The sequence below is a fragment of the Sedimentibacter sp. genome (assembly GCF_038562225.1).
Classification (GTDB): domain Bacteria; phylum Bacillota; class Clostridia; order Tissierellales; family Sedimentibacteraceae; genus Sedimentibacter.
Map to the genome: position 1 here is coordinate 553,219 of NZ_JBCFAS010000001.1, position 24,076 is coordinate 577,294.

Here is a 24,076-nt window from a genome sequence, read left to right on the forward strand (position 1 = left end):
ACCTCGTTAACTTTAAATCTTAATTAAAAACTATTTCTTCGTCCCTGAATAAGTTCATTATTTCCCTTTTCAGGTTTTTATAATCATCTCCCCGCAGGGATGGATTTTTCTCAATTATTTCTTTCGACAATTTTTGCACTGTCTGCACCACCTCAACATCATTTACGATGTTTTGAACCTCATACCGGGACAGTCCGTGCTGCCTTGTTCCGAAAAAGTCGCCCGGACCTCTTATTTTCAAGTCCTCTTCCGCAATAAGGAAGCCGTTGGATGTCTTTTTCATTATGTTCATCCTTTCTGCAGACTTCTTTGACTTGCTTTCGTTGACCAGAATGCAGTAGGACTTATAACTTCCCCTGCCAACCCTGCCCCTAAGCTGGTGAAGCTGTGCAAGGCCGAATCTTTCGGCATTCAATACAAGCATTATAACTGAATTAGGCACATTTACACCAACCTCTATTACGGTGGTAGACACAAGCACGTTGATTTTTCCCCTGTAAAACCGGGTGATGATTTCTTCCTTGTCCTTGCTGTTCATTTTCCCGTGCAGCAGGCCCAGCTTCATATCGGAAAAATGATTTTCCTTAAGCTCACTGAAGATTTTTGTGGCGGAGTCAAGCTCCAGATTTTCGGATTCCTCAACAAGGGGTGCTACAATGTATGCCTGACGCCCTTCGTTTACCTGTTTCTTGATGAATTCATAGGCTTTATCCTTGTCAGCAGACTTTATGACCTCTGTTTCAACCAGTTGCCTTCCGGGCGGCATCTCGTCTATGATGGATATATCCAGATCTCCGTAAAACATGAGAGCTAAAGTTCTCGGTATGGGCGTTGCAGTCATTACAAGTATGTGAGGATTGGTTCCCTTGTTTGAAAGCATGGCTCTTTGTCTCACCCCGAAACGGTGCTGTTCATCAGTCACAACAAGACCGATGTTATCAAACTCCACGCCTTTTTCAATGAGAGCGTGCGTTCCTACCACAATGTCAGTATCGCCGCTTTTAAGCTTTCTTAGTATATCCGTTTTTTCATTTTGCTTTGTGGAACCTGAAAGAAATGAAACATTCACATCTAGGCCGGCTGCCTCCAGGTATTCACTGATGGTTTCGTAGTGCTGAAGCGCAAGTATTTCCGTGGGAGCCATGAGGCTTGCCTGATACCCTGAGCTTACGGCCGCAAGAAGTGCCCAAACTGCAACAACTGTCTTGCCGCTTCCAACATCGCCCTGCACCAGCCTGTTCATGGGCCTTGTTGAAGCCATGTCCTTCTTTATCTCTTCAATTACCCTTTTCTGTGCTCCAGTCAGCTCATATGGAATGGAATTGACCAGCCTGTCCGAAAGTATGGTCCTGACCATGGAGCTGCCCCTTACGCCTTCTCTCAGGGTGCTCTTTATGGAAAAAAGACCCAGCTGAAGTATCAGGAGCTTTTCAAAGGCCATTGTTTTCTTGGCCAGATTATACTTCCTTCCGTTTTCGGGAAAGTGCAGACTTTTGATGGCGTCTTTTCTAAAGGTCAGACCATGTTCCTGCCGGATGCTGTCAGGGATAACATCATCTATCCTGTCATAGTACGAATCCAGAGCTGCCCTGGTCAGCTTTGTGAGTTCGTTGTTTGTAATACCGAATGTAAGTGGATAAATGGGCGTTATTTTGTTTGCCTTCCAGTCCTTTTCGCAAAGCTCAATTTCCGGGTTTGCCATTTCGAATTTACCGTATGCTGATTTCACCGTTCCGAAAACGAAGTACCAAACGTCTTCTGCAAGCTTATCCATCAAAAAATCCTGGTTGAAGAATGTGAGCGTAATAAAGCCTGTGTCATCCTTGCACACAGCCTTAATAATAGACATGTTCCTTTTTGGCCTGGATTTTTTTGGCTTTTCAAAAAGTCTTACCTTCAAAAGGCACTTTGCACCATCCTGTGCTTCTATTATGTTTTTTACCGTTCTTCGGTCCTCATACTTTAAAGGAAAGTGGTTTAAGAGATCCTCCACCGTGAATATGTCAAGCTTCTTTAACCTTTCAGCCCTTGCGGGTCCTACTCCCTTCAAATACTGAACATCAACATCCAGCATAAACACCCCTACATTCTAATTAAAAGTTAAGAATTAAGAATTAAGAATTATAAGTTGGAATTTGTGCTTCGCACAAATTCTTCCATTAATTCTTCACTCTTCACTCTTAATTCTTAATTATTTTTAATTCTTATTTTTTATTCAACTGAAATTATATAATAGTAAAGCGGCTGGCCGCCGTAGATTATTTCAACATCGCATTCCTCAGCTATTTCTTCTATTCTTTCCTTCATGCCTTCGGCAGTCTTCTTGTCGACCTTGTCTCCGTAAAACAGCGTAATAAGGAAGCTGTCCTCGTCAACCATTTTCTTCACAAGCTCAACAGCCTCATCTTCCGGATTGTTTCCGTGGGATACAATGTCGCCGTCAGAAAGGGCAATTATTTCATCCTTCTTTATCTCCATGTCGTTGAACACCGTATCTCTCACAGCATACGTAACCTGACCTGTCTTTACTTCCTTAACGGCTTCTGTCATTGCGCTTATGTTTTCTTCCACGTCGTTTTCTTCCTTAAAAGCAAGCAGAGCGGTTATTCCCTGAGGTATGCTCTTGCTGGGAACCACGTGGATATTTTTCTCTGAAATTTCCTTTGCCTGAGTTGCAGCAAGAATTATGTTTGAGTTGTTAGGAAGAACAATTATGTTGTCGGCATTGATTTTATCGGCAGCATCAAGTATGTCCTCAGTGCTGGGGTTCATTGTCTGTCCTCCCGACAGGAATATGTCCACGTTCAGATCTGTGAAAACCTTTTTGATTCCTTCTCCCATTCCAATGGAAACAAAACCATACTTTTTCTTTTCATGGTTCTTCTTTTGGAAATTAACCCTTTCCCTGAACTGCTCCTTCATGTTGTCAATCTTTATTTTTGAAAGCTCACCGTACTTTACGGCTATGGCAAGAATCTGTCCGGGATTGTTGGTGTGGATATGTGTCTTTATCAGATTATCATCGCCAACGCAAACAATGGAATCGCCCTTGTCATAAATTTTGCTCAGGAATTCTTCGGCGGTTCCCTTTGGATTTTTTATGAAAAATTCGGTGCAGTATGCGAAAATAATCTCATCTTCGCTGGAGAATTCCTCAAGCTCAACTGCGGTATCCGTTACCTTCTGCTCGGATTTCTCCTGCTTCAGCTCAACGCCTTTCAGAGCAGCCAATGCTCCTTCCAGAAGAAACACGAGGCCTTTTCCTCCCGCATCAACCACGTCGGCCTGCTTAAGTACCTTCAGCATTTCAGGGGTACGGTTTAAAGTGTTTTTTGCCTGTTCGATGAGCATTTCCAAAAATTCATCGGCACTTTCATATTCCGCATAGGAAGCCATGGCTTTTTCTGCTGTTTCTCTTGCAACTGTAAGTATGGTTCCTTCAACAGGTCTCATTACTGCCTTGTATGCAGTGTCAGAAGCTGACTTGAACGATTCGGCAATGGTCTTACAGTCAATCCTGTTGACATTTGCAAGGCCTTTTGACATGCCTCTGAACAACTGTGATAATATTACACCCGAGTTGCCTCTTGCTCCCATCAGCGAACCGTTGGCAGCGGCGTCAGCCATGTGTCCTATGGTGCTTTCTGAAAGGCTCGTAATTTCCTTCATGGCAGACTGGACAGTAAGGTTCATGTTTGTACCTGTGTCTCCGTCCGGTACGGGAAATACGTTCAGGGAGTCAACTATCGCCTTGTTATTTTCAAGGTTGACAGCAGCACCTAAAAGCATCTTTTTAAACGTAATATTATCAATATATTTTATATTCATTTTAGCCTCCTAGTTATTTTTGCACTCTGACACCCTGCACAAAAATATTCACGTTATTAACCAATACTCCAGAATAATTCTCAACGCTGTACTTGATTCTTGAGATTATGTTTTCTGCCACGGTTGATATCCTGACACCGTACTGCAGCACTATGTATAAATCGATGTTCAGCTTGTCTTCGGCGGCAGTAACCTTTATGCCCTTTGTGAGCTGTTCTCTTTTTAACAGTTCAAAGATACCCTCGGTTGCGTTTTTGGAAGCCATGCCCACGACGCCGTAGCACTCCATTGCAGCCAGTCCGGCCAATGTGGCAAACACTTGATCATCTATTGTTATGTTTCCGTTTTCATTTAACATATTAACTGACATAATACCCTCCTATATTTTAATTTCCTAAATAATATTTGATTGGCAAGCTTATTATAACCTCTTTAATGAAATTTTACAAGAAATTACTGATTGTTCAGCTTACAAGTATTAAAAAAACATATTTTTATTATACTAATTAAAAATTCATATTGCAATATTTATATTTTAATGTTAAAATTATAAAGTTAAAATTGTTAAACAGAATCTGTTTAAGCAAATAGAAATCATAATGAATGTTTAAATATATGGGAGGTGTAAGAATGAAATTTTGTGAAGTTTGCGGAAAAGGAACTATATCAGGAAACAGCATAACACATTCTGATAGAAAAATAAGAAGAACGTGGAAGCCAAACGTTAAAACAATAAAAGTAATTGAAAACGGAATCGTTTCCAAGAAAACAGTTTGTACAAGATGCATGAGATCCGGTAAAGTACAACGTGCTATATAGCAATAAATAAATAGTGGCTTTCGCCATTATTTTTTTATTTTTTGAATTATAAAAGCCTGAACAGTGTGCTTCCCAGAATTATGAGAAGAAGCCCCAGAACAAAAAGCCATATTTTCACAGGAAGAATCTGCACAACGATGATTGCTCCGATTACGGCAATCATGATGCCCAGGATTTCTGTGAACTTAATTTTTTTACCTGCGGAACAGCCTTTGTTTTTGTGTTTAAAATAATTCATAAATACCCCCTGCAACAATAGATTAACTACGCAGAAAAACATTTTTCCTTTATACATTCTATTCACAACCATCAAAAAAGATACGAAAATAATTTTCGTATCTTTTTATATTAAGGTACACCTTAAAGGTCAAATATATTTATGGCTGTTGCTCTTAGAACTCGGCATTCTTCGGTGTTCTCGGGAACGGAATTACGTCTCTAATGTTTCCCATGCCTGTAAGGTACATGATGAGTCTTTCAAAGCCCAGACCGAATCCTGCATGCTTTACTCCGCCGTATTTTCGAAGTTCAAGATACCACCACAAGTCTTCCTTGCCCACGCTCATTTCTTCCATTCTCTTTTCCAGCATATCCAGACGCTCTTCTCTCTGGCTTCCACCAATGAGTTCTCCTATGCCCGGAACAAGAAGGTCTGTTGCTGCAACTGTCTTGTTGTCATCGTTCATTCGCATGTAGAATGCCTTGATATCCTTCGGATAGTCCGTAACGAACACAGGCTTCTTGAATATCACTTCAGACAGGTATCTTTCATGCTCTGTCTGAATATCGGTTCCCCACTTAACAGGGTAGTCGAAATTGTCGTTGTTTTTCATGAGCACTTCTATGGCATCTGTGTACGTAATCCTTCCGAACTGCGAATTTACCACATTATCCAGCTTTTCGAACAGTCCCTTTTCAACAAAGCTGTTGAAAAACTCCATTTCTTCCTTTCCGTTTTCCAGCACGTAGCTGACAACATACTTAACCATGTCCTCAGCCAGCTGCATGTCATCTGCTAAGTCCGCAAAAGCTATTTCAGGCTCGATCATCCAGAATTCTGCCGCATGCCTTGTCGTGTTTGAATTTTCTGCCCTGAATGTTGGGCCGAATGTGTATGTCTTCTTGAATGAAAGCGCAAAAATTTCAGCCTCCAGCTGTCCGCTTACCGTAAGGTTTGCAGATTTACCGAAGAAATCCTTAGAATAGTCGCACTTTCCATCTGTCTTTTCTATGTTGTCAAGGTCAAGAGATGTTACTCTGAACATTTCTCCTGCTCCCTCGGCGTCGCTTGCCGTTATAATGGGTGGATGCGCGTAAACAAAGCCTCTTTCGTTAAAGAATTTATGGATTGCATATGCTGCAAGGCTCCTTACCCTGAACACTGCTGAAAATGTGTTTGTTCTCGGCCTTAAGTGTGCAATGGTCCTTAAGTACTCCAGTGAATGTCTTTTCTTTTGAAGAGGATAGCTTGAATCCGAATCAGCTTCCAAAGCTATTTCTGTTGCCTTTATCTCAAAGGGCTGCTTTGCCTGGGGAGTCAGAACCAGTATTCCTTTAACTGAAATTGCGCTTCCTGTTGAATACTTCTTCACCTCGTCGAAATTTTCCAGATTGTTTTCGAAAACAACCTGCACGTTTTTCATGAATGTTCCGTCGTTTAATTCTATGAAACCGAAATTTTTGGAATCTCTTATGGTCCTTATCCAGCCTTCGAGCGCCACTTCCTTATCGCCGTAAATTTCGGGAGATTTGAATAAATCTCTAAAATCCATTGCTTTCATATATCCTCCTAATATGTATGTCAATCCTTTGAAACAAACAGCAGGGCCGTTCCCTTCCCAAGGATCACTCTTCCTTTTTCTTCTGAAATTTCATTGCTGACACATAGCGTCGAACCTCTTTTTACACTGACCCGGTCCAGAGGGTACTTAAACCCTACCAGGGAAAGTCCGCTGATTTCTTCTGTGAGGGGTATGAGGGACACGAAACGATCCTTTTTTCCGTCGATCATGAGATCAGTGCCGTCTGAAACTACTTTAACGCTGTTATTGTTGTCTATTATTTCAATGTTGATACCTGAATTGAAATATTTTTCCAGAAGCATCATGTTTGCCATGGAATGGTCGAGCCTGGGTCCTCCCGTGGCACCAAGAAGCACTATATCCCTGTAGCCTTTGTCAGCTGCAATTTCTATAGAAAGCTCCATGTCTGTAAAATCCTTCTCCACCGGAAACTTCACTGTTTCTATATTCATTGACCTGTATTTTTCAAGCAGATCACGGTCAACGGAATCAAAATCGCCCACAATGATGTCGGGAGTTAAGCCCAGTGCCTTTGCTTTTTTAAGTCCTCCGTCTGCGCATATGACGCATTCTATGTTAAGACCGTCTAGGGCTTTTTTATCCACATCGTCGCCGTTGGCTATTATTAGAGCTGACATTAAACTGCCCCCATAATTTCCTTGAATCTTCTTGTTTGTTCCACAACGTCCTTCGCCCTATAGATTGCCGAGCCTGCAACTATTACGTTTACGCCCCAGCTTAAGACCTCCTGTAGATTGTTAAGAGTAACTCCGCCGTCTATTTCAATGTCTGTCTTGAGATCATATTCCGCAATAAGTTTTTTAAGTTCAAAAACCTTGTACTTGACGTTCTCAATGAGGCTTTGTCCCCCGAAGCCCGGGTTAACGCTCATGATTAAAACCATATCAACATCCCTTAGGATATCCTTTATCGTGCACACAGGTGTTGCAGGGTTAATTGAAACTCCTGCCTTCAGTCCGTAGGATCTTATTTTTTGTATTGTACGGTGAAGGTGAATGCAGGCTTCCTGATGAACGGTTATTATGTCGGCTCCCGCATTGTAGAAATCCTCGATGAAGTCGTCTGGGTTTTCTATCATTAGATGCACGTCTAAAACAAGCTCTGTTGCCTTTCTTACACTCTTAACAACGTCAGGTCCGATGGTTATGTTCGGCACGAAATGTCCGTCCATGACATCAATGTGTATGTAATCGGCCCCGCCCTTCTCCACGAGTTTTATGTCTTCTCCCAGCCTTGAAAAGTCAGCTGACAATATGGATGGTGACAGCTTATTCATATTTTTCTCCTTGTCAGTATATTTTGGCTTTTTTGATTTCTTCCAAAAGCCTTACATAGTTGTTGTATCGTGTTTCGCTGATTAGGCCTTCCTCAACGGCTTCCTTTATGACGCATCCGGGCTCCTTGTAGTGAAGGCAATCCGAAAATCTGCATCCCGAATCAAATTTCTTGATTTCCGGATATAATTCCTTCAGCTGGTATTCCGTTACGCCTTCCAGCTCAAAGGAAGAAAAGCCCGGAGTGTCCACAACGTATCCTCCGAAGCCAAGCCTGTATATTTCGGCATGCCTTGTGGTATGCTTGCCTCTTTTCAGCTTCTCGCTTATTTCGCCTGTCTTCAGCATGAAATCAGGCTGCACGGCATTCATGACGGATGACTTTCCCACGCCTGAAGGCCCTGAAAAAACACTTAGTTTATCCTTTAATATATTTTTGAGAGCTTCTATTGATTCTTCATCATGCTTGCTTGTGAACACCACCTGGTAGCCGGTGTTCACAAAAATATTTTCAAGCTCCTTTTTTCGGTCATCCTGTGCCAGATCGCACTTATTGAAGCATATTACCGGTTTCAGGCTGTTAGTCTCCGCTGCAATCAGCAGCTTATCAAGAAGAAGAAAGCTCGGTTCCGGATTTGTAACCGCGAAGAATATGAGAAGCTGCTGAACATTTGCAACCGGAGGCCTCTTTATTTCGTTGGACCTCTCTTCTATCTCTTCTATATATCCTGAATTTTCATCTTCTTCTGTTATTCTAACTAAAACCCTGTCTCCAACCATGGGTTTTATGTTCTTCAGCCTGAACAACCCCCTGGCTCTGCACTCGATAATGCTTCGGCCTGTGTCAACGTAATAATTTCCGCCTACGCCTCTTATAATGATTCCGTTAATCATACCAACTCCTATTCGAAAGTGATTTCAGACCTTTCATACAGTTCATTGTCAATGTATATTTCAAACACCTGGGTACCTGTTCCCTTAATGTTCACTATTATGCTTTGTTCAGATGTTTTAACTTCCTGCGAAAAAACTATCTCGCGGCCGCTGTCAGAAACCTTCTGCACAACAACCGTAACCTTATCCTTGCCCTTTGGAAGTGTTATGGTAAGAGGATATGTTCCTTCCTCATCCGTAGTTTCCGTATCTGTTCCGGGTTGTTCGGTTCCCGGCTGTTCGGTTCCCGGTTCCTCAGCTTTACCCTTGCTGACAGTCATCCAGATGGATGTTCCCTGCTCCACTTCCTGGCCCGGCGTTACGCTCTGCCTCATTACCAGACCTGCCGCTACGGTGTCGCTTGCTTCTTCCGTAACTTCTCCAACTGCCAGACCGTTCTGAACAATCAGAAGTTTTGCTGTTTCCAGTGCCAGATTAGAAAGATCCGGCATCTTTACATAAGTAACCTTTGGTCCAAGGCTTACTGTATAATCAACAGCGTCCTTTGCATCCGCAGGTTTATCGGCTGTGGGATACTGTTCCATGATCTGTCCTGCGCCAAACTTTTCAGAGTATTCTTCTGTCACTTTTCCTTCTGTAAGACCTGCATCAGCAAGAATTATGCCTGCCTCTATGGCATACTTGCCTACAAGATTAGGCACTCTTATATCCTTGATGCCCATGCTCACAACAACCTGAAGAGGATAATTTTCCTTAAGCTTTGTGCCTTCTGCAACGCTCTGCTCCATAACCTGACCTTCGTCGTATTCATCTGAGTACTTCCTGTCGGCCACATCATACTTAAGCCCCAGATCCACAACAATCTTTTGAGCTTCTTCCTCGCTTCTTCCCAAAAGATTTGGAACCGTAATTTCCGGTACATATAAAAGAGCCTTGAAAGCTATTACGGCGCCTATTAAAGCAACCGCCAATGCACTTAGGATTGCAGCTGCCGTTATTCGCCTGTTCTTTTTCTTAAGCTCCGGATCCTCCGGTGCCTCCTCGTCCTTATTGGGGTTGTTTTCCCTGCCTGTTGAATCCTCGCCGAAGAAGCTCCTGAAGGCCTTGTCAGAGCTTTCGTCAACCAGGTCAATGTCAATAACCTTGCCTTCCTCTGTCGGATTTATTGCAGGCATTACAATGGTTGGCGAATCAATTATTTCTTCCTCTGTCCTGGCATTTCCCGGTCCGTTTAAGGAATCAAGCTTCTTTATGAGTTCCTCAATATTTTGAAATCTGAAGCTCTGGTGTTTTTCGAGGCACTTCATTATTATGTCCTCAAATCCCCGGGAGATTTGCATGTTTTTAATTTTTTTTGATGGTGGAACCGGTTTTTCCTGTATCTGTTTCATGGCAACGGAAATATGGTTGTCTGCATCGAAAGGCACAACCCCTGTTATCATTTCATACATGACTATTCCAAGAGAGTATATGTCTGATTTTTCATCCACATAGCCTCCTCTTGCCTGCTCAGGCGAAAAGTAGTGCACGGAACCTATGACGTTGGATGTGTTGTTTATTGTGGAACTTGTTGCAGCCCTTGCAATGCCGAAGTCTGTGACCTTGGCTATTCCTTCCTCCGTCAGCAGAATGTTGTGAGGTTTGATGTCCCTGTGGACTATGTTGTTTGAATGGGCATGCTTCAGCGCCTCAGCAACCTGACGGCTGACTTTTATGGTCTCCTGTTCTGAAAGCCTTCCCTTTCTGTTTATATATTTCTTGAGGGTCTCGCCCTTCACGTATTCCATCACAATGTAGTATATATCGCCTTCAATTCCGGTATCATATATATTAACAATATTAGGATGAGCAAGACTTGCTGCGGAAAGAGATTCCTGCTTGAATTTAGCCACAAACTCCGGATCTGAAATAAGTTCATCCCTGAGAATCTTTATGGCTACAAAGCGGTTTAAGACGTTGCACCTCGCCTTGTACACGTAGGACATTCCTCCGCCGCCTATTTTTTCTAAGATTTCATATCTGTTTCCTAATATTTTACCTATCATATATTTCACCTCTAGCGATATTGTCAACAATAATTATGGTAATATTATCGGTCCCCCCGTTATCATTGGCCATTTTGATAAGTTTCTGCACGCTTTCGGAGGTGCCGTATTCCATAATGGTTTCAAGGATTTTGTCATCTGACAGATGGGTGGTCAGCCCGTCGGTGCAGAGCAGGACTATGTCGCTGTCTGACACTTCAATTTCAAATATGTCTGCCTGAACTGTTTCTTCGCTGCCTACCGCCCTTGTTATCACATTTCTCTTCGGGTGGCTCTTGGCTTCTGTCCTTGTTATCCTGCCGTCCTTGAGAAGTTCGTTAACGTAGGTGTGATCATCGGTTATTTGTGTGATGCTGTTGTCCTTAATCACATAAGCCCTGCTGTCTCCCACATTGCCTATGTACGCTGTTTTCAAATCCATATCTATGACAGCCATGGTTATGGTGGTTCCCATGCCGGAGCATTCTTCGCTGGCCATGGCTTTTTCCCTTATTTTTTTGTTTGCTTCGTCAACGCTTTTCATGATAAAAGAAGGGGCTTTGAAATCTTCACTGGAAAATTCGCTCCTGAAGCATTCTCTTATGGTTTCAATGGCTATTGAGCTGGCCACTTCACCTGCCTTGTGTCCCCCCATGCCGTCGGCAACGGCATAGAGGTTGTACCTGTCCGTTTCTTCAACTATTAAGTTGTCCTCATTGTTTTCCCGCATTAATCCCTTGTTCGTCTCGTAGTACACCTTCATAAGGCACCTCACATTTTCAAAAATTGATTTCTCAGCTGGCCGCATGCAGCATTAATGTCGCTGCCAAGCTCTCTTCGAACCGTGGCATTAATTCCGTTGTCTGTCAGCAATTTTTTAAATTTTTCCACATCAAGGTTGCCGCTGGGCTTTATGTTGGCTTCCCTGACATAATTGCACGGTATAAGGTTCACATTGGCCAGCATGTTCTTTAACAGCTTTGAAAGCATGTTTGCATCTTCCAGGCTGTCGTTGAAACCCTTAATCATAATATATTCGAATGTGAGTCTTCTTCCGGTGGTCTTGATGTAGTAGTCGCATGATTTCATAAGATCAGGCAGCTTGTATTTCTTTGCTATTGGAAGTATCTCCTCCCTCTTTTCCTGGGTAGGAGCATGCAGCGATATGGCTAATGTGATTGGTATGTTTTCATCTGCAAGCTTGTAGATGTTTGGCACTATTCCGCAGGTTGAAAGGGTAATTTTACGCATGGAGATGTTTTGTCCCCTTTCATCGTTTATGAGGCTCAAGAACCTGAGCACGTTGTCGTAGTTGTCAAGAGGTTCTCCGGAACCCATTATGACCACGTTGGATATTTTTTCTTTCGTGTCTTCCTGTATGAGATATATTTGCCTCAGCATTTCTGCTGCAGTGAGATTTCTAAGGTATCCGTTTTTTGTGGAAGCACAAAAATGACAGCCCATCTTGCATCCCACCTGGGATGAAATACATGCGGTGTTTCCAAACTTGTACTTAAGGTACACGCTCTCAACCACATTGCCGTCTTCAAACATTATAACATATTTTTTTGTTTCATCAATTTTTGATTCAAGCTTAAGCTCTATGGAAGCCTTTGTGAACTCGTATTGTTTTGATAGTTCTTCTTTAGTCTTCTTGCCTACGTTAGTCATTTTGTCGTAGCTGTTTACAGTCTTCTGGTGAATCCAGTCAAAAATCTGCTTTGACTTGAATTTGGGCTCACCGATTTCAAGTGTTGCCTGTTCCAGTTCCTCAAAGCTCAACTCATCTATTTTTTTCATAATTTTTACCTTCTTGTTCCTGCATATTGCAAGAATTATATCATATCCTTGTTATTTTAGCAATAAAAAAGCCGTCCATTCCGTGTACGTGCGGGTATATTTCCATGTATCCGGACTTTGCGCTTTCAAAGCCTTCATGAACAAGGTCCGAGAAATCCTCAAGCTCAAAACCTCTGTTTTCCTGGATGAACCTCTTCACCAGATCAAGGTTTTCTTCCCTGTTTGTGGTGCACGTTGAATAAACAAGGTGCCCTCCCTTTTTCAGGTACCTTGACGCGTTTTCCAGAATCCTGTATTGAATTTTTACAATGTCTTTCATATCTGAATCGGTCTTTGAATACTTTATCTCAGGCTTTCTTCTTATTATGCCAAGCCCTGTGCACGGCACGTCTGCTATGACGAAATCAGCCTTTTCTATAAGCCTTTCATCAAGCCTGGTCGCATCGTATTCTTCAGTCTTAAGGCAAGTGATTCCCAGCCTGTCTCTTTCCCTTTCAATGAGTGAAAGCTTGGCAGAATAAATATCCCGGCTTAAAACAGTTCCAGTATTCTTCATTATTTCAGCAGCGTTTAAGCTCTTGCCTCCGGGAGCCGCACACATGTCAACCAAGTACGATCCCGGAAGAGGATTGAGCACCTCGCCGGCAAGCATGGAGCTTTCGCTTTGAATTGAAAAAAGCCCGCTTCTGTACTCCTCTGTCCTGTCTATGTCTGAGGGGTTCAAAATCGTTATGCCCTTTTTTGAATACCTGGTCTTTTCTGCGTTTATACCTTTGGAAGCCAGCATTTCAATGAGTTTTTCCCTGGAAACCTTCAGTGTGTTAACCCTGGCCTCCAGTCTTGCTTCATCGTTGTTCGATTTAAGAACCTCTTCTATGTTATGTTTTCCAAACTGTGCTGTCCACCTTCTCACCAGCTCCGGCGGATAAGAATACTTTATGCTCAGTTTTTCCTCCAGAGGCAGCTCGTCAGCCTTTTTCAATATGTCTTCCTTCTGTCTTGAAGCATTTCTCAAAACAGCATTGACAAACTTTGAAGCTCTTACGTTTCCTGCATCCTTTATATACTGCACGCTTTCGTTTACTACGATGTTTTCGTGGGAATTGTCAAGGAAAAACAGCTGGTAAACAGCCAGGCGAAGGACAGTAAGCACGTCCGTTTCCATCTTTTTTGTCTTTGTGCTTGAAACCTGGTTTATTATCCAGTCAATGAACATTATGTTCTCCACAACCCCAAGCACTGATTTTCTGAATATGGCATGCTGCCTTTCGTCCACGGCTTTTATGTCGTTGTTTATTACTATGTTTGAATATGATTTGTCCTTGAATATTTTTTTTAATGTTTCAATTGCTTTAGCTCTGTAGCCGTCCATAGTTACCTCATTTGGCCTTATATAATTCGAACTGCTTTGTTTTATTTCAGGGTCACGCTGATTGGAAATGAATTTCCCCTTAAAAATGCTTCCACAGTCATCCTGGTTTTGCCGGGCATCTGTATTTCCTTTAAGATGACCGTTCCCTGCCCTGCGGCCACCACTATGCCGTCACTGTCTGCCTTCAAGACAAACCCCGGCTCATGATTTGTTGCTTCTTCTGAAAAGTCTGAGCTGTATACCTTCACCATCTTTTCATCCAAATGGAAAAATGCCGCAGGCCACGGTGAAAGCCCTCTAATGAGGTTGTGGATGTTACTTGCCTTGTCCTGCCACCTGATTGTTTGGGTTTGTTTGTCAAGCATGGGCGCATAGCTTGATAATCTGTCATCCTGCTTTGTTCTTACGGCTGTGCCGTCTTCAATCTTCTCAAGCGTCTCTGTCAAAAGGTCTGCTCCTGTTTCCATAAGCAGGTCGTGGAGTTGGCCAACGTTCATGTACCTGTCTATTTCCACTTCCTTCTTAAGAAGCATGTCTCCCGTGTCAAGGCCCACATCCATCATCATTGTGGTAACTCCTGTCCTAACACAGCCGTTTATTATGGACCAGTTAAGAGGCGCTGCTCCCCTAAGCTCCGGCAGCAGAGATGCGTGCACGTTTATGCAGCCCAGTCTTGGGATATTCAGGATCTCTTTGCTGAGAAGCTGTCCGTAGGCCACAACCACAATGGCATCAGATTGCAGCTTCTTCAATATTTCCGCGTTCTCGGCTTTTTTTATCCTGTCAGGCTGAAAAACTTTCAGTCCAAGTTCCTCTGCCGCTTCCTTTACTGCGGATTTTTTTAGCTTCTTGCCTCTGCCTGACGGCTTGTCGGGCTGCGTGACAACCAGCAGGATGTCATGGCCCTTTTCATGAAGTTTTTTAAGCGTCGGTACTGCAAAATCGGGAGTTCCCATAAAAATCACTTTCATGGCGCCACCTATTCTTCTAAAGTTCTGTCAACGAACAAAATTCCGTCCAAATGATCGACTTCATGACAGATAGCTCTGGCCAGAAGTCCCTCTGCCTCTACTGCCACTTCATTTCCTTCCTCATCTGTGTAAACCGCCGTCACATTCATGGGTCTTGCAACCATTCCCTTTTTTTCAGGAACGCTGAGGCAGCCTTCCTGGTCCTTTTGTTCTCCTGACTGTTTTATTATTCTCGGATTTATCATTCTGTACACATTTCCGTCATCAACGTCTATGGTCACAACTCTCTTCAAAATTCCCACCTGTGGTGCCGCAAGGCCAACCCCGTCATTTTCATACATGGTGTCAACCATGTCGTCAAGAAGCGTCTTTATCTTGTTGTCAACCACTGCCACTTCCCTGCTTTTTTTCCTTAATATTTCGTCTCCCTCATATCTGAGATTCCTCAATGCCATATTAACCTCCTAGACTGTATCCGTATTTATATTGATGCTTATTTTTATGTTTTCTATGTCCTTCTCCATGTACACAACCCTCAGGATGTTTTTCAAGTCCTGCAGACTGTGGTTTGAAACCTTCATAAAAAGGTTCATTCGATATTCATCGTTTAGCTTGAAAATGGAGTGCGGTATGGGTCTGTACAATAACAGGCTTCTTTCATTGATCATTTCTTTGACCAAACTTTGAAGCTCTATATATTTTTCATTTGCCGTCCTAGCAGCAGCATCCTCATATTTTGATATAACGCATATATTTATTATATTGATAAAAGGAGGAAAAGCAAACTCTTTTCTGAGCCTCAGCTCTTCCTTCATAAAAAGTTCATAATTGTTGTTACCGGCAGCATTGACGATAAAATTTCCCGGTTCATAGGTCTGAATGAACACCTTGCCGCTCTTCTCACCTCTGCCTGCCCTTCCGCTTACCTGTGTAATCAGCTGGAACGTCCTTTCGCTGGAATTGTAGAAAGGAAGGTTCAAAAGAGCATCTGCCGAAAGCACCCCCACCGTGGTCACCTCCGGAAAGTCAAATCCCTTGGCAAGCATCTGCGTACCTATGAGTATGTCAATCCTGCCGTGCTTGAAATCATTGTATATGTTTTCGTAGCTGTCTTTCCCGGTCATTGAGTCCATGTCCATTCTTGCGGTGAAAGCATTTGGAAACAGCTTTTTCACCAGCCTTTCCACCTGTTGGGTTCCGGCTGAGAACTGCTCTATCTTGTTGCTGCCGCACTTGGGGCATACATCAGTCATTCGCCTGGTGCGTCCGCAGTAGTGGCACTTCAGCATGTTTCCCTTTATGTGGTATGTCATGGAAACATCGCAGCGGTCGCATCTTTCCACGTAGCCGCACTTCTTGCAGGACACGAATCCTGAGTATCCTCTTTTGTTCAGGAAAAGAATAATCTGTTCCTTTCTGCTCAGTGACATCTTCATGCTTTCGTAGAGCTCCTCGCTTATGATCGTATTATTGCCCTTGTCAAGCTCTGCCGACATGTCAATTATTTTAATTTCAGGCATTACAGCATTTTTCACGCGGTTTTTAAGCTCTACCAGCTCTACCTGGTTTTTGAGAACCATGCTGTAGGTGCTTACGGACGGGGTGGCTGAACCGAGTATTACCTTGCAGTTGAATATGTACGCCATTTTTATGGCAACCTCTATGGTGTCGTACTTGGGTGCAGTGCCGGAAATGTAGCTGTCTTCATGTTCCTCGTCTATGATTATTGCGCCTAAATCCTTCACCGGTGCAAATATTGCTGACCTTGCACCTATTATGACATCAACTTCTTTGTTGTATACCTTGCTCCACTGAATATATTTTTCTTTTTTTGAAAGCCTGCTGTGAAACACTGCAATCTTGTTTCCGAACCTCTTCCTGAAACGTTCTATGGTCTGAACAGTAAGAGAAATTTCAGGAACAAGAACTATGGACTGTTTTCCGGCTTTGCTTAAGCTGTCTATGATGCTCATGTACACTTCAGTCTTTCCGCTTCCCGTTACGCCGTGAAGAAGAAATATCCTGTTTTCGGAACCGTTTATCTTCTCGCACGCTCTTGTCTGTTCTTGGTTGAGAGGAACCATGTCATGGAATTGTTCTTCTGATTCAGCCCTTTCGTACAGAACTCGCTCCTCTGAAAGTATGTTCTTCCTGATGAGGTTGTTAATAACCGCCGGAGAAACATCAAGCTCTGATACGAGCTTCTTCACATTAACCTTCTTGTTTTGTTTCAGGTATTCTATAACCTTAAGCTGACCTTTTGTCCCACCTATGCCGAAATGCTCAGTCCCTGTTGATTCCGAAAGGCTTACAAGCTTTTCATAGGAGCGTTTTGCAGCGGTTTCTGACTGGCTTATGTCTATAAGATTTTTATCCTTCAGACTGTCAAGCAGCAGGTACAAATCGCTTCCGTCATATTTTTTCCTCAGCTTTTCAAGCTCAATCTGACCGCATTTTATTGTTTCGTAAAGGCTCTTTTCCTTTTCGTTCAATGATATTTCAGCAAAATTCTCTTCCCTGGCGCTTATTGTAATGCTGTGCTCATACTTTATTACAGAGGGAATCATAAGCCTTACCGCATCCGAAAACTTGCACAGATACCTTTCCCTTATCCAGGCGGCAAGCCGTATCATTTCTCTGCTTACAACAGGTTTTTCGTCTATGACATCTATGATCGCTTTTAATCTGCTGTCTGGAATATCCCAGGAAGTAAGTACGCTTACAATTAGGCCGTCCAAAAGATGCTTGTTTTTTCCAAAGCTGACCTTAACCCTCTTCCCTTCCTGAACCTTTTCCTCAAGCGAAGCAGGAACTCCGTAGGTGTAAAGCTGGTCAGTGCTTTTTGAATTGCTGTTTAATATGATCTGAACACAAATGTTGTACATATATTCTCCCGTTTAAATTCAGCCTACAGAAAAAAATCAGTCGATTGACTGATTATGGTTTACTCCTGCTCTTCCGGCTGCTGTTCTGAACCTGCAGCTTCGCCGATTTCGGCGTCGCCGGCTTCATTGTTCTCCAAATTCTTCTTGTACTGATCGTAGTCGTAAATTGCCTCGTACTTTTTGTCATAAAATTCTTCTATGGCAATTCCAACAGGCTTTATAGTCGGAGTTCTTACAAGAATGTCTGAACCGTCGATTATTTGTCTTGCCCTCTTGGATATGATTGTAACCAGCGAGTACCTGCTGTCAACCATTTCATTCAGTTTATCTATCGATATCTTTTTCATATTACACCTCTCTGACTTTATTTATAATTGCTTTTTTTCTGATTGCACGGCTTTTCTCGGCATGAATGATGTGCTTTATCTGCTGGACTGCAGTCTCCACCTGGTCATTAACCACCACGTAGTCATACTCAAACGCATAGTTCAATTCATCATATGCGCACTGCATCCTTTTCATAATGACTTCCTTGGAGTCAGTCCCTCTTCCTTCGATTCTTTTGTTCAGTTCATAAAGTGACGGAGGAAGGATGAAAATGAAAACTCCTCTTGGGTAATTTTTCTTTACCTGCAGTGCTCCCTGAATATCTATTTCAAGAATAATGTCGTTGCCTTCTTCAAGCTGTCTGAACACTTCCTGCTTTGGAGTGCCGTAGTAATTTCCGTAAACCTTGGCATATTCAAGAAATTCGTCATCGTTAATTTTCTTTATGAAATCTTCCTCTTTCAGAAAATAATAGCTTATTCCTTCAACTTCACCTTCTCTGGGTTTTCTTGTGGTTGCCGACACGGAGACCTTCAATTCACTGAATTCCTCCTTGAGTCTGGCACATATGGTGCCCTTTCCTGCTCCCGAGGGTCCTGATATAACCACTAATAATCCATTGTCCATTGTTACACCTCGTTGCTACTTTATGTTATGGTTGTTGTTATCAAACCTCTGAGCCATTGTGTCCGGCTGAATTGCGGACAAAATCACATATTCGCAGTCAGTTATTATCACAGCTCTTGTCTTCCTGCCGTATGTGGCATCGATGAGCTTACCTTTTTCTCTGGTCTCCTGGATGACGCGTTTAATGGGCGCTGATTCAGGACTGACTATTGCAATTATTCTATTGGACAATGCTATATTACCAAATCCTATGTTTATAGTATTAGACATAAACTAATCTCCTATTCTATGTTTTGTATTTGCTCTCTGACTTTTTCCAGCAGGTTCTTTATTTCTATGACCATCTGTATGATATCCAGGTTGCCGATTTTTGACCCGATAGTGTTTATTTCCCTGTTGGCTTCCTGAATTATAAAGTCAAGCTTTCTGCCGATTGGGCCTCCGGCAGCAAGGGCGCTGTCAAGCTGTCCCATGTGGGAGCGAAACCTAACTATTTCTTCGTTGATGTCACTCTTGTCAGCATAAATGACTATTTCATTGTAAAGTCTGTTTTCATCAAGTTCATGGCTGCTTCCGAGAAGCTCCTTTATTCTGGCTTCAAACTTTGTTTTGTAATCCTGCACAATGGTCTTGGAATTGCCTGCTATGCTATCAATCAGGCAGAGAATTTTATCCATGCTTGACCTAATATCGCTTTCAAGTTGAACGCCTTCCACAAGCCTCATCTGGATGAGGTTCCTTACGGCGTTTTGCATTGCTTCCTCTACGCAGATTCGAAGTTCTTCTTCGTCCTGAGTGTCTTCCTTAGCCGCCAGCACATCCTGAAACTTTATTATGGTATCCAGAGAGACGCTTGAGCTTATGTTAAGCTCCGTCCTTATTTCATCGATGGCGTCCTTGTACTGCCTTGCCAGAACAAGGTTCGGAACTATGACCGTGTCGGATTCGCTTATGTAGTCAATATTGATATATACATCTATTCTACCCCTTTGTACGCCGTTTTTCAAGATTTTTCTTATATTATCCTCGAAAAAGCGCAAATGTCTGGGTGTTTTAATATTTATGTCGCTGTATCTGTTGTTGATTGTCTTGATTTCTGCAGTAATAACTCTTTTTCCGTCGTTGTGCTCTCCCTTGCCGTATCCGGTCATGCTTAATATGTTAGCCATTTTAATCTCCAATAATATAATTTGTTCTTGCAGTATCCAGAATAATCCTTCCGATTTAATCCTATTATAACATTAAAATATAAATAGTAAACAAAAATAAAAAGAATTCAATGACATACCAGGCGATTTGCGGTAAAATACTAATACAATAAAGATTATAAGCAATTAAGAATTAAGAATGATGAGTGAAGAATTAAATGAAAAAATCAAGCTTGCTTGATTTTAACCATAATTCTTAACTCTTAATTCTTCATTTAAGATACCCGGAGGTTAAAATGTCTTTAGACGGTATATTTTTACAGAGCATAAATTATGAACTAAGCAATAAATTAACAGGCGGAAGGGTTGATAAGATCTACCAGCCTGACAAAAATGAAATAGTGATCTTAGTGAGAAACAACGGAGAAAACCACAAGCTTCTCCTGACTGCCATAAGCAGCAGCCCGAGAGTACATCTTACCGGTGTTTCAAGAAAAAATCCGGAACAGCCCCCCATGTTTTGCATGCTTCTTCGAAAGCACCTGTCCGGTGCACATATTACTCAAATCAGGCAGGTCAACTTTGACCGCATACTGGAAATAACCTTTGAGTGCATGGATGAACTGGAAACAACCGTGCACAAGTCCCTCATAATCGAGATTATGGGCAAACACAGCAACATAATATTTGTTAACTCTCAAAGCATGATTGTCATAGATTCCATAAAAAGAGTTGCAGAAAACATGAGCAGCGTAAGGCAGATTTACCCCGGGCTAAAGTACGTCACTCCTCCCGATATCAAAGCAAACCCTATGGAAACGGACAGAGCCTCTTTTCTTAAATCTCTGGAAGCAACAAATAAGGGAATTTTCGTATTTGATTTCATCTATAAGAGCTTCACCGGCTTAAGCCCTTTTGTCAGCAGGGAAATCTGCTTCCTTGCCGGATTGAACGAAGGAACCTGTCTCGGAGAACTGGAAACCGAAGAAAAAGTCTCACTTTGGGAAGCTTTCTCAAAAATCATGGATAAGGTAAAATCAAGGCAGTATACCTATAGCATATATCTTGACGAAAACAAAGAGCAGTACGGGTTTTATTGCCTGGATGTCGCCTGCCTTAAGGACTATGAAAGAAAAATGTACGAAAACCCTGGAAATCTGCTTGATGACTACTACTTCGAACAGGACAACAAGAACAAAATAAACCAGAGGGTGTCCAGCCTCATAAGAAGCCTGAACACAAAAATTGACAGGGACAGAAAAAAGGTCGATAAGCAAAGAACCGAACTTTTAAATGCTGAGGCCAAGGAGAAATACAAAATATTCGGTGAGCTGATTCTTGCCAACCTTCACGCCGTCCCAAAAGACCACAAGCTTAGCGTAGTGAACTACTACGATCCTGAGCAGAAGGAAATAGTCATACCCCTGGATCCGAAACTGACCTTGTCCCAGAACAGCCAGAAATTCTTCAAAAGGTACAACAAGCTTAAAAAAGCTGAGGAAGAGCTTACAAAGCTCATAGAAACATCTCTGAAGGAAATTGAGTACCTTGAAAACATACTGTATTCCATAGAAGCCTGCGAAACAACCGACGACCTGGATGAAATTTACACTGAGCTGATTGAAGAAGGTTTTATGAAGAAAAAATCCAAGGTCAAGAAAACCAAGGAACAAAAAGCAGAGTTTCTTACGTTCATATCATCCGGCGGTCATGAGATTCTTGTGGGAAGGAACAACCTGCAAAACGACATGCTCACATTTAAAATTGGCAAGAAAGATGATTTCTGGTTCCACGCAAAAAACATGCCCGGATCACATGTGATCCTGCGTGCGGAAGGCAGCGAGCTTTCAGACGACGAATATGTAGAAGCAGCAGGCGTTGCCGCTTATTACAGCAAGGGCAGGAATTCCGGTCTGGTTGAGGTGGATTACACGAAAAAATCTAACGTAAAAAAGCCTGCCGGTTCAAAGCCCGGCTTCGTAATCTACGAAACAAACTACTCCATGCTGACAAAGCCCACCATGGAAAAGCTTGCAAAAAAATAAACTCCCTCAAATGAACTGACTCTTGTCAAGTAGACAGGTAATTTAATTAAAATGTTATGCACATATGGATGCATGGTTTCGATATTCTAAAGGAGCCATGCATCCTAGTCTTTTTTGAAATCTTTTTTCGTTGTAAAACTCAATGTATTTAACTATTTTATCACTTAATTCTTCAAGTGTTTTGAATCTTTTCCCATAAAACATTTCAGTTTTTAATGTGCCCAAAAATCCTTCCATAGGTCCATTATCTATGCATTTTCCAACTCTAGACATACTTTGAATCATTCCAGCTTCTTCAATCTTACTTTTAAAGATATTTCCTGTATATTGGAACCCTCTATCGCTGTGAAATATCGGCTTTGCATCAGGATAGTTTTGTGTCGCTTTATCAAACATTTTAAATACAAGATGATTATTGTTCTTAAAGGATAAATTATATTCTATTATACAGTTATCATAAAGATCCATTATTGGGCTTAAATAAAGCTTTTTATCATCCCCAGGGATAGAGAATTCAGTTACATCAGTAAGCCATTTTTCATTAGGAGCCTTAGCAGTAAAATCTCTTGATAGAATATTTTCTTTTGTATACTCTGGTTTTACTTTCTTACGATTAACTTTCTTTCGTCTAATTCTAGCTGTAATTCCTGAAATATTCATTAATCTATGTATATATCCTTCAGAGAATGATTTGTGATTTAGTTTGTTAATGAAGATAGTCATTCTTCTATACCCTAAAATTCCATCAAATGTTGAATGATATTCATTAATTAGTGAACATAACAATTCGTCTTGCTTTTCTTTTTCAGGTTTGACTCTATTTTTATGTTTGTAGTATCCACTTCTTGAAACTTTTAGTACTTCACATATCTTGGTTACTGGATAGCCTTTATCCTTAAGAAAATCTATTGTTTTATAGTCTGTTTGGAGTCTTACTTTCGAAAACGAAGTTCCTTTTCGAATTCCTCTTTTTTTTTAAGAACTTCAAGTTCAAATTCCCTTCTTTTTCTTAATGCTTTTTCTTTTTCAAGTTCAAGTTTTAATCTATCAATTTCAGTTAAATTACTTTCATTAATTTCGGACTTTTTCTTTGGTCCACGTTTTTCATATTTTAGTGCTTCTAGTCCTTTGTCTATATATGCCCTTGTCCATTTATATACGAGTGCATAAGTAATTGAATATTTATCAGCTGCATTTTTGTAGCTCATATCATTTTCAATAACATATTTTACTATTTCTACTCTCTCTTCAAATGTAGTTTTTCTGGATTTCATGGTATAGACATCTCCTTTAGGATCATAATCCTTGTTTTCTATACCATTATACCACTTATTAATCCAAATTCGCACAACAGAATAATCAATATTATATTTTGCTGCTAAATCAGGTATTGAAATATTACCTATTTCATATTCTTCAACTACTGACAATTTAAATTCTTTGCTATATGAACTGTTTCTATTTGATGTTTCAAATGCACTAGGTCCATGTTCTTTATATCTTAGATACCAACGACGTACAGACGCTTTATCAGCTTCGATTGATTTCGCAATACTTTCAAAGCTACCCTTACCCTTTTCATAATTCTCACATACTTGAATCTTAATTTCTTTGCTATGTTTAGGTTTTCTGCCCATAAAAAATACCTCCAAGTAGATAATCTAATTTTAATTAATTAGACTGTCTACTTTGGAAGTATCATATCAAAATGGGAGTTTTTTAATGCTTGGATCGTCCTCTATTCGTTTATGATCACCTGGTTTGTTCCGTCCGTTTCTTCAAGCAGCACGCTGATTCTTTCGCTTCTGGATGTTGGGACGTTCTTGCCTATGAAACGTGTATAGTTTTACTTAAAACATTTATTGAAATTTCAATGAAAAATAGTACAGAACATTTTTATTTAAACTTCAAGTACATACTTAATGATTTAGAACATCTTTATTTAAGTAGAGTATACCATCTAATTTTTAATATGTAAAGAATCAGTTACTTATTGACTATATCTTTTATATCCTTTACATCTTTTTCGATTACACTTAATTTCTGTTCATAACCTGATAACACATCAGCAAATTTATCAAGGCTTGTTTGAAATTTTCCTAACATTTCATAGTTTTTTTCTTCTCTTTCCGCATTTTGATTTGTGCTATCAGTATACATTTTATAAATAAACCAACCACAAGCAATTACACAAGCAATTGGAAAGCCGAATGTTTGAATAATGTTATTTATATCCATT

The 24,076-nt window shown here is 41.3% G+C and carries 23 protein-coding genes and 1 pseudogene; 2 read left to right on the top strand and 22 right to left on the bottom strand.

What is annotated here, in order from left to right; translation table 11 throughout:
* Positions 1–19: 19 nt before the first annotated feature.
* The 3 genes from recG to AAGU76_RS02590 all read right to left on the bottom strand — a co-directional run bounded on the left by recG (position 20) and on the right by AAGU76_RS02590 (position 4,198).
* A complete protein-coding gene (gene recG, locus AAGU76_RS02580) occupies positions 20–2,074 on the bottom strand; it encodes an ATP-dependent DNA helicase RecG (RefSeq protein ID WP_342483875.1) in 2,055 nt (684 codons plus the stop codon).
* Positions 2,075–2,211: 137 nt separating this feature from the next.
* The gene (locus AAGU76_RS02585; RefSeq protein WP_342483876.1) at positions 2,212–3,828 is read right to left on the bottom strand and encodes a DAK2 domain-containing protein; all 1,617 of its coding nucleotides are present in this window, start codon (positions 3,826–3,828) and stop codon (positions 2,212–2,214) included.
* A gap of 13 nt (positions 3,829–3,841) precedes the next feature.
* Entirely contained in the window at positions 3,842–4,198 is a 357-nt protein-coding gene (locus AAGU76_RS02590; protein WP_342483877.1) for an Asp23/Gls24 family envelope stress response protein, read from the bottom strand.
* A 260-nt stretch (positions 4,199–4,458) separates the two neighbouring features.
* On the opposite strand from AAGU76_RS02590, the gene rpmB reads away from it, so the two are divergent.
* Positions 4,459–4,647 (top strand): 50S ribosomal protein L28, encoded by a 189-nt coding sequence (rpmB, locus tag AAGU76_RS02595; protein WP_342483878.1) that lies wholly within the window; start codon positions 4,459–4,461, stop codon positions 4,645–4,647.
* Between the two features lie 46 nt (positions 4,648–4,693).
* Here rpmB and AAGU76_RS02600 read toward each other — a convergent pair whose 3' ends face one another.
* The 16 genes and pseudogenes from AAGU76_RS02600 to AAGU76_RS02675 form a co-directional block, all read right to left on the bottom strand.
* Complete coding sequence (locus AAGU76_RS02600) at positions 4,694–4,885, bottom strand: hypothetical protein (RefSeq protein ID WP_342483879.1); 192 nt, start codon at positions 4,883–4,885, stop codon at positions 4,694–4,696.
* A gap of 154 nt (positions 4,886–5,039) precedes the next feature.
* The gene (gene asnS / locus AAGU76_RS02605; RefSeq protein WP_342484673.1) at positions 5,040–6,419 is read right to left on the bottom strand and encodes an asparagine--tRNA ligase; all 1,380 of its coding nucleotides are present in this window, start codon (positions 6,417–6,419) and stop codon (positions 5,040–5,042) included.
* A gap of 29 nt (positions 6,420–6,448) precedes the next feature.
* A complete protein-coding gene (locus AAGU76_RS02610) occupies positions 6,449–7,087 on the bottom strand; it encodes a thiamine diphosphokinase (RefSeq protein ID WP_342483880.1) in 639 nt (212 codons plus the stop codon).
* Positions 7,087–7,746: a ribulose-phosphate 3-epimerase gene (gene rpe, locus AAGU76_RS02615; protein ID WP_342483881.1), complete on the bottom strand. Its 660-nt coding sequence runs from the start codon at positions 7,744–7,746 to the stop codon at positions 7,087–7,089. Before rpe ends, AAGU76_RS02610 begins: the two co-directional genes overlap by 1 nt.
* Before the next feature lie 13 nt (positions 7,747–7,759).
* Positions 7,760–8,638, bottom strand: a complete 879-nt coding sequence (gene rsgA / locus AAGU76_RS02620; protein ID WP_342483882.1) for a ribosome small subunit-dependent GTPase A — start codon at positions 8,636–8,638, stop codon at positions 7,760–7,762.
* A gap of 8 nt (positions 8,639–8,646) precedes the next feature.
* Complete coding sequence (gene pknB, locus AAGU76_RS02625) at positions 8,647–10,683, bottom strand: Stk1 family PASTA domain-containing Ser/Thr kinase (RefSeq protein WP_342483883.1); 2,037 nt, start codon at positions 10,681–10,683, stop codon at positions 8,647–8,649.
* Positions 10,673–11,425: a Stp1/IreP family PP2C-type Ser/Thr phosphatase gene (locus AAGU76_RS02630; RefSeq protein ID WP_342483884.1), complete on the bottom strand. Its 753-nt coding sequence runs from the start codon at positions 11,423–11,425 to the stop codon at positions 10,673–10,675. Before AAGU76_RS02630 ends, pknB begins: the two co-directional genes overlap by 11 nt.
* A gap of 8 nt (positions 11,426–11,433) precedes the next feature.
* A complete protein-coding gene (gene rlmN, locus AAGU76_RS02635; protein WP_342483885.1) occupies positions 11,434–12,462 on the bottom strand; it encodes a 23S rRNA (adenine(2503)-C(2))-methyltransferase RlmN in 1,029 nt (342 codons plus the stop codon).
* A gap of 40 nt (positions 12,463–12,502) precedes the next feature.
* A complete protein-coding gene (rsmB, locus tag AAGU76_RS02640) occupies positions 12,503–13,834 on the bottom strand; it encodes a 16S rRNA (cytosine(967)-C(5))-methyltransferase RsmB (RefSeq protein WP_342483886.1) in 1,332 nt (443 codons plus the stop codon).
* Positions 13,835–13,875: 41 nt separating this feature from the next.
* Entirely contained in the window at positions 13,876–14,805 is a 930-nt protein-coding gene (gene fmt / locus AAGU76_RS02645) for a methionyl-tRNA formyltransferase (protein WP_342483887.1), read from the bottom strand.
* A gap of 8 nt (positions 14,806–14,813) precedes the next feature.
* Positions 14,814–15,260, bottom strand: a complete 447-nt coding sequence (gene def, locus AAGU76_RS02650; RefSeq protein ID WP_342483888.1) for a peptide deformylase — start codon at positions 15,258–15,260, stop codon at positions 14,814–14,816.
* 9 nt (positions 15,261–15,269) lie between these two features.
* Positions 15,270–17,690: a primosomal protein N' gene (gene priA, locus AAGU76_RS02655; RefSeq protein ID WP_342483889.1), complete on the bottom strand. Its 2,421-nt coding sequence runs from the start codon at positions 17,688–17,690 to the stop codon at positions 15,270–15,272.
* 176 nt (positions 17,691–17,866) lie between these two features.
* Positions 17,867–18,037 (bottom strand): annotated as a pseudogene (gene rpoZ / locus AAGU76_RS02660) (DNA-directed RNA polymerase subunit omega); the annotation flags it as partial.
* Position 18,038: 1 nt separating this feature from the next.
* The gene (gene gmk / locus AAGU76_RS02665) at positions 18,039–18,644 is read right to left on the bottom strand and encodes a guanylate kinase (RefSeq protein WP_342483890.1); all 606 of its coding nucleotides are present in this window, start codon (positions 18,642–18,644) and stop codon (positions 18,039–18,041) included.
* A 15-nt stretch (positions 18,645–18,659) separates the two neighbouring features.
* Complete coding sequence (locus AAGU76_RS02670; RefSeq protein WP_342483891.1) at positions 18,660–18,914, bottom strand: DUF370 domain-containing protein; 255 nt, start codon at positions 18,912–18,914, stop codon at positions 18,660–18,662.
* Between the two features lie 11 nt (positions 18,915–18,925).
* On the bottom strand, positions 18,926–19,813 hold the full coding sequence (locus AAGU76_RS02675) for a YicC/YloC family endoribonuclease (protein WP_342483892.1): 888 nt from the start codon (positions 19,811–19,813) through the stop codon (positions 18,926–18,928).
* A gap of 275 nt (positions 19,814–20,088) precedes the next feature.
* On the opposite strand from AAGU76_RS02675, the gene AAGU76_RS02680 reads away from it, so the two are divergent.
* Positions 20,089–21,837 carry an NFACT RNA binding domain-containing protein gene (locus tag AAGU76_RS02680; protein ID WP_342483893.1) on the top strand — a complete coding sequence of 583 codons (1,749 nt, stop codon included), beginning with the start codon at positions 20,089–20,091 and terminating at the stop codon, positions 21,835–21,837.
* A 54-nt stretch (positions 21,838–21,891) separates the two neighbouring features.
* On the opposite strand, the gene AAGU76_RS02685 is transcribed toward AAGU76_RS02680, so the two are convergent.
* From AAGU76_RS02685 to AAGU76_RS02695, 3 genes are all read right to left on the bottom strand, one after another.
* On the bottom strand, positions 21,892–22,800 hold the full coding sequence (locus AAGU76_RS02685; protein WP_342484674.1) for an IS3 family transposase: 909 nt from the start codon (positions 22,798–22,800) through the stop codon (positions 21,892–21,894).
* Positions 22,770–23,474: a transposase gene (locus AAGU76_RS02690; RefSeq protein ID WP_342483894.1), complete on the bottom strand. Its 705-nt coding sequence runs from the start codon at positions 23,472–23,474 to the stop codon at positions 22,770–22,772. The genes AAGU76_RS02685 and AAGU76_RS02690 overlap by 31 nt, the downstream gene beginning before the upstream one ends.
* Before the next feature lie 349 nt (positions 23,475–23,823).
* Positions 23,824–24,075 (bottom strand): hypothetical protein, encoded by a 252-nt coding sequence (locus AAGU76_RS02695; protein ID WP_342483895.1) that lies wholly within the window; start codon positions 24,073–24,075, stop codon positions 23,824–23,826.
* Between the last annotated feature and the right edge of the window lies 1 nt (position 24,076).

Excerpts from the sequence above, each read along its gene's own strand:
- AAGU76_RS02680 (WP_342483893.1), top strand. The coding sequence starts at position 20,089 with ATGTCTTTAGACGGTATATTTTTACAGAGCATAAATTATGAACTAAGC.
- AAGU76_RS02670 (WP_342483891.1), bottom strand. The coding sequence starts at position 18,914 with ATGTCTAATACTATAAACATAGGATTTGGTAATATAGCATTGTCCAAT.
- pknB (WP_342483883.1), bottom strand. The coding sequence starts at position 10,683 with ATGATAGGTAAAATATTAGGAAACAGATATGAAATCTTAGAAAAAATA.
- rpmB (WP_342483878.1), top strand. The coding sequence starts at position 4,459 with ATGAAATTTTGTGAAGTTTGCGGAAAAGGAACTATATCAGGAAACAGC.
- fmt (WP_342483887.1), bottom strand. The coding sequence starts at position 14,805 with ATGAAAGTGATTTTTATGGGAACTCCCGATTTTGCAGTACCGACGCTT.
- AAGU76_RS02695 (WP_342483895.1), bottom strand. The coding sequence starts at position 24,075 with ATGGATATAAATAACATTATTCAAACATTCGGCTTTCCAATTGCTTGT.
- rlmN (WP_342483885.1), bottom strand. The coding sequence starts at position 12,462 with ATGAAAAAAATAGATGAGTTGAGCTTTGAGGAACTGGAACAGGCAACA.
- gmk (WP_342483890.1), bottom strand. The coding sequence starts at position 18,644 with ATGGACAATGGATTATTAGTGGTTATATCAGGACCCTCGGGAGCAGGA.
- AAGU76_RS02590 (WP_342483877.1), bottom strand. The coding sequence starts at position 4,198 with ATGTCAGTTAATATGTTAAATGAAAACGGAAACATAACAATAGATGAT.
- AAGU76_RS02585 (WP_342483876.1), bottom strand. The coding sequence starts at position 3,828 with ATGAATATAAAATATATTGATAATATTACGTTTAAAAAGATGCTTTTA.
- AAGU76_RS02630 (WP_342483884.1), bottom strand. The coding sequence starts at position 11,425 with ATGAAGGTGTACTACGAGACGAACAAGGGATTAATGCGGGAAAACAAT.
- AAGU76_RS02675 (WP_342483892.1), bottom strand. The coding sequence starts at position 19,813 with ATGGCTAACATATTAAGCATGACCGGATACGGCAAGGGAGAGCACAAC.
- rsmB (WP_342483886.1), bottom strand. The coding sequence starts at position 13,834 with ATGGACGGCTACAGAGCTAAAGCAATTGAAACATTAAAAAAAATATTC.
- AAGU76_RS02690 (WP_342483894.1), bottom strand. The coding sequence starts at position 23,474 with ATGGGCAGAAAACCTAAACATAGCAAAGAAATTAAGATTCAAGTATGT.
- AAGU76_RS02610 (WP_342483880.1), bottom strand. The coding sequence starts at position 7,087 with ATGTCAGCTCTAATAATAGCCAACGGCGACGATGTGGATAAAAAAGCC.
- AAGU76_RS02600 (WP_342483879.1), bottom strand. The coding sequence starts at position 4,885 with ATGAATTATTTTAAACACAAAAACAAAGGCTGTTCCGCAGGTAAAAAA.
- priA (WP_342483889.1), bottom strand. The coding sequence starts at position 17,690 with ATGTACAACATTTGTGTTCAGATCATATTAAACAGCAATTCAAAAAGC.
- rsgA (WP_342483882.1), bottom strand. The coding sequence starts at position 8,638 with ATGATTAACGGAATCATTATAAGAGGCGTAGGCGGAAATTATTACGTT.
- recG (WP_342483875.1), bottom strand. The coding sequence starts at position 2,074 with ATGCTGGATGTTGATGTTCAGTATTTGAAGGGAGTAGGACCCGCAAGG.
- asnS (WP_342484673.1), bottom strand. The coding sequence starts at position 6,419 with ATGGATTTTAGAGATTTATTCAAATCTCCCGAAATTTACGGCGATAAG.
- rpe (WP_342483881.1), bottom strand. The coding sequence starts at position 7,746 with ATGAATAAGCTGTCACCATCCATATTGTCAGCTGACTTTTCAAGGCTG.
- def (WP_342483888.1), bottom strand. The coding sequence starts at position 15,260 with ATGGCATTGAGGAATCTCAGATATGAGGGAGACGAAATATTAAGGAAA.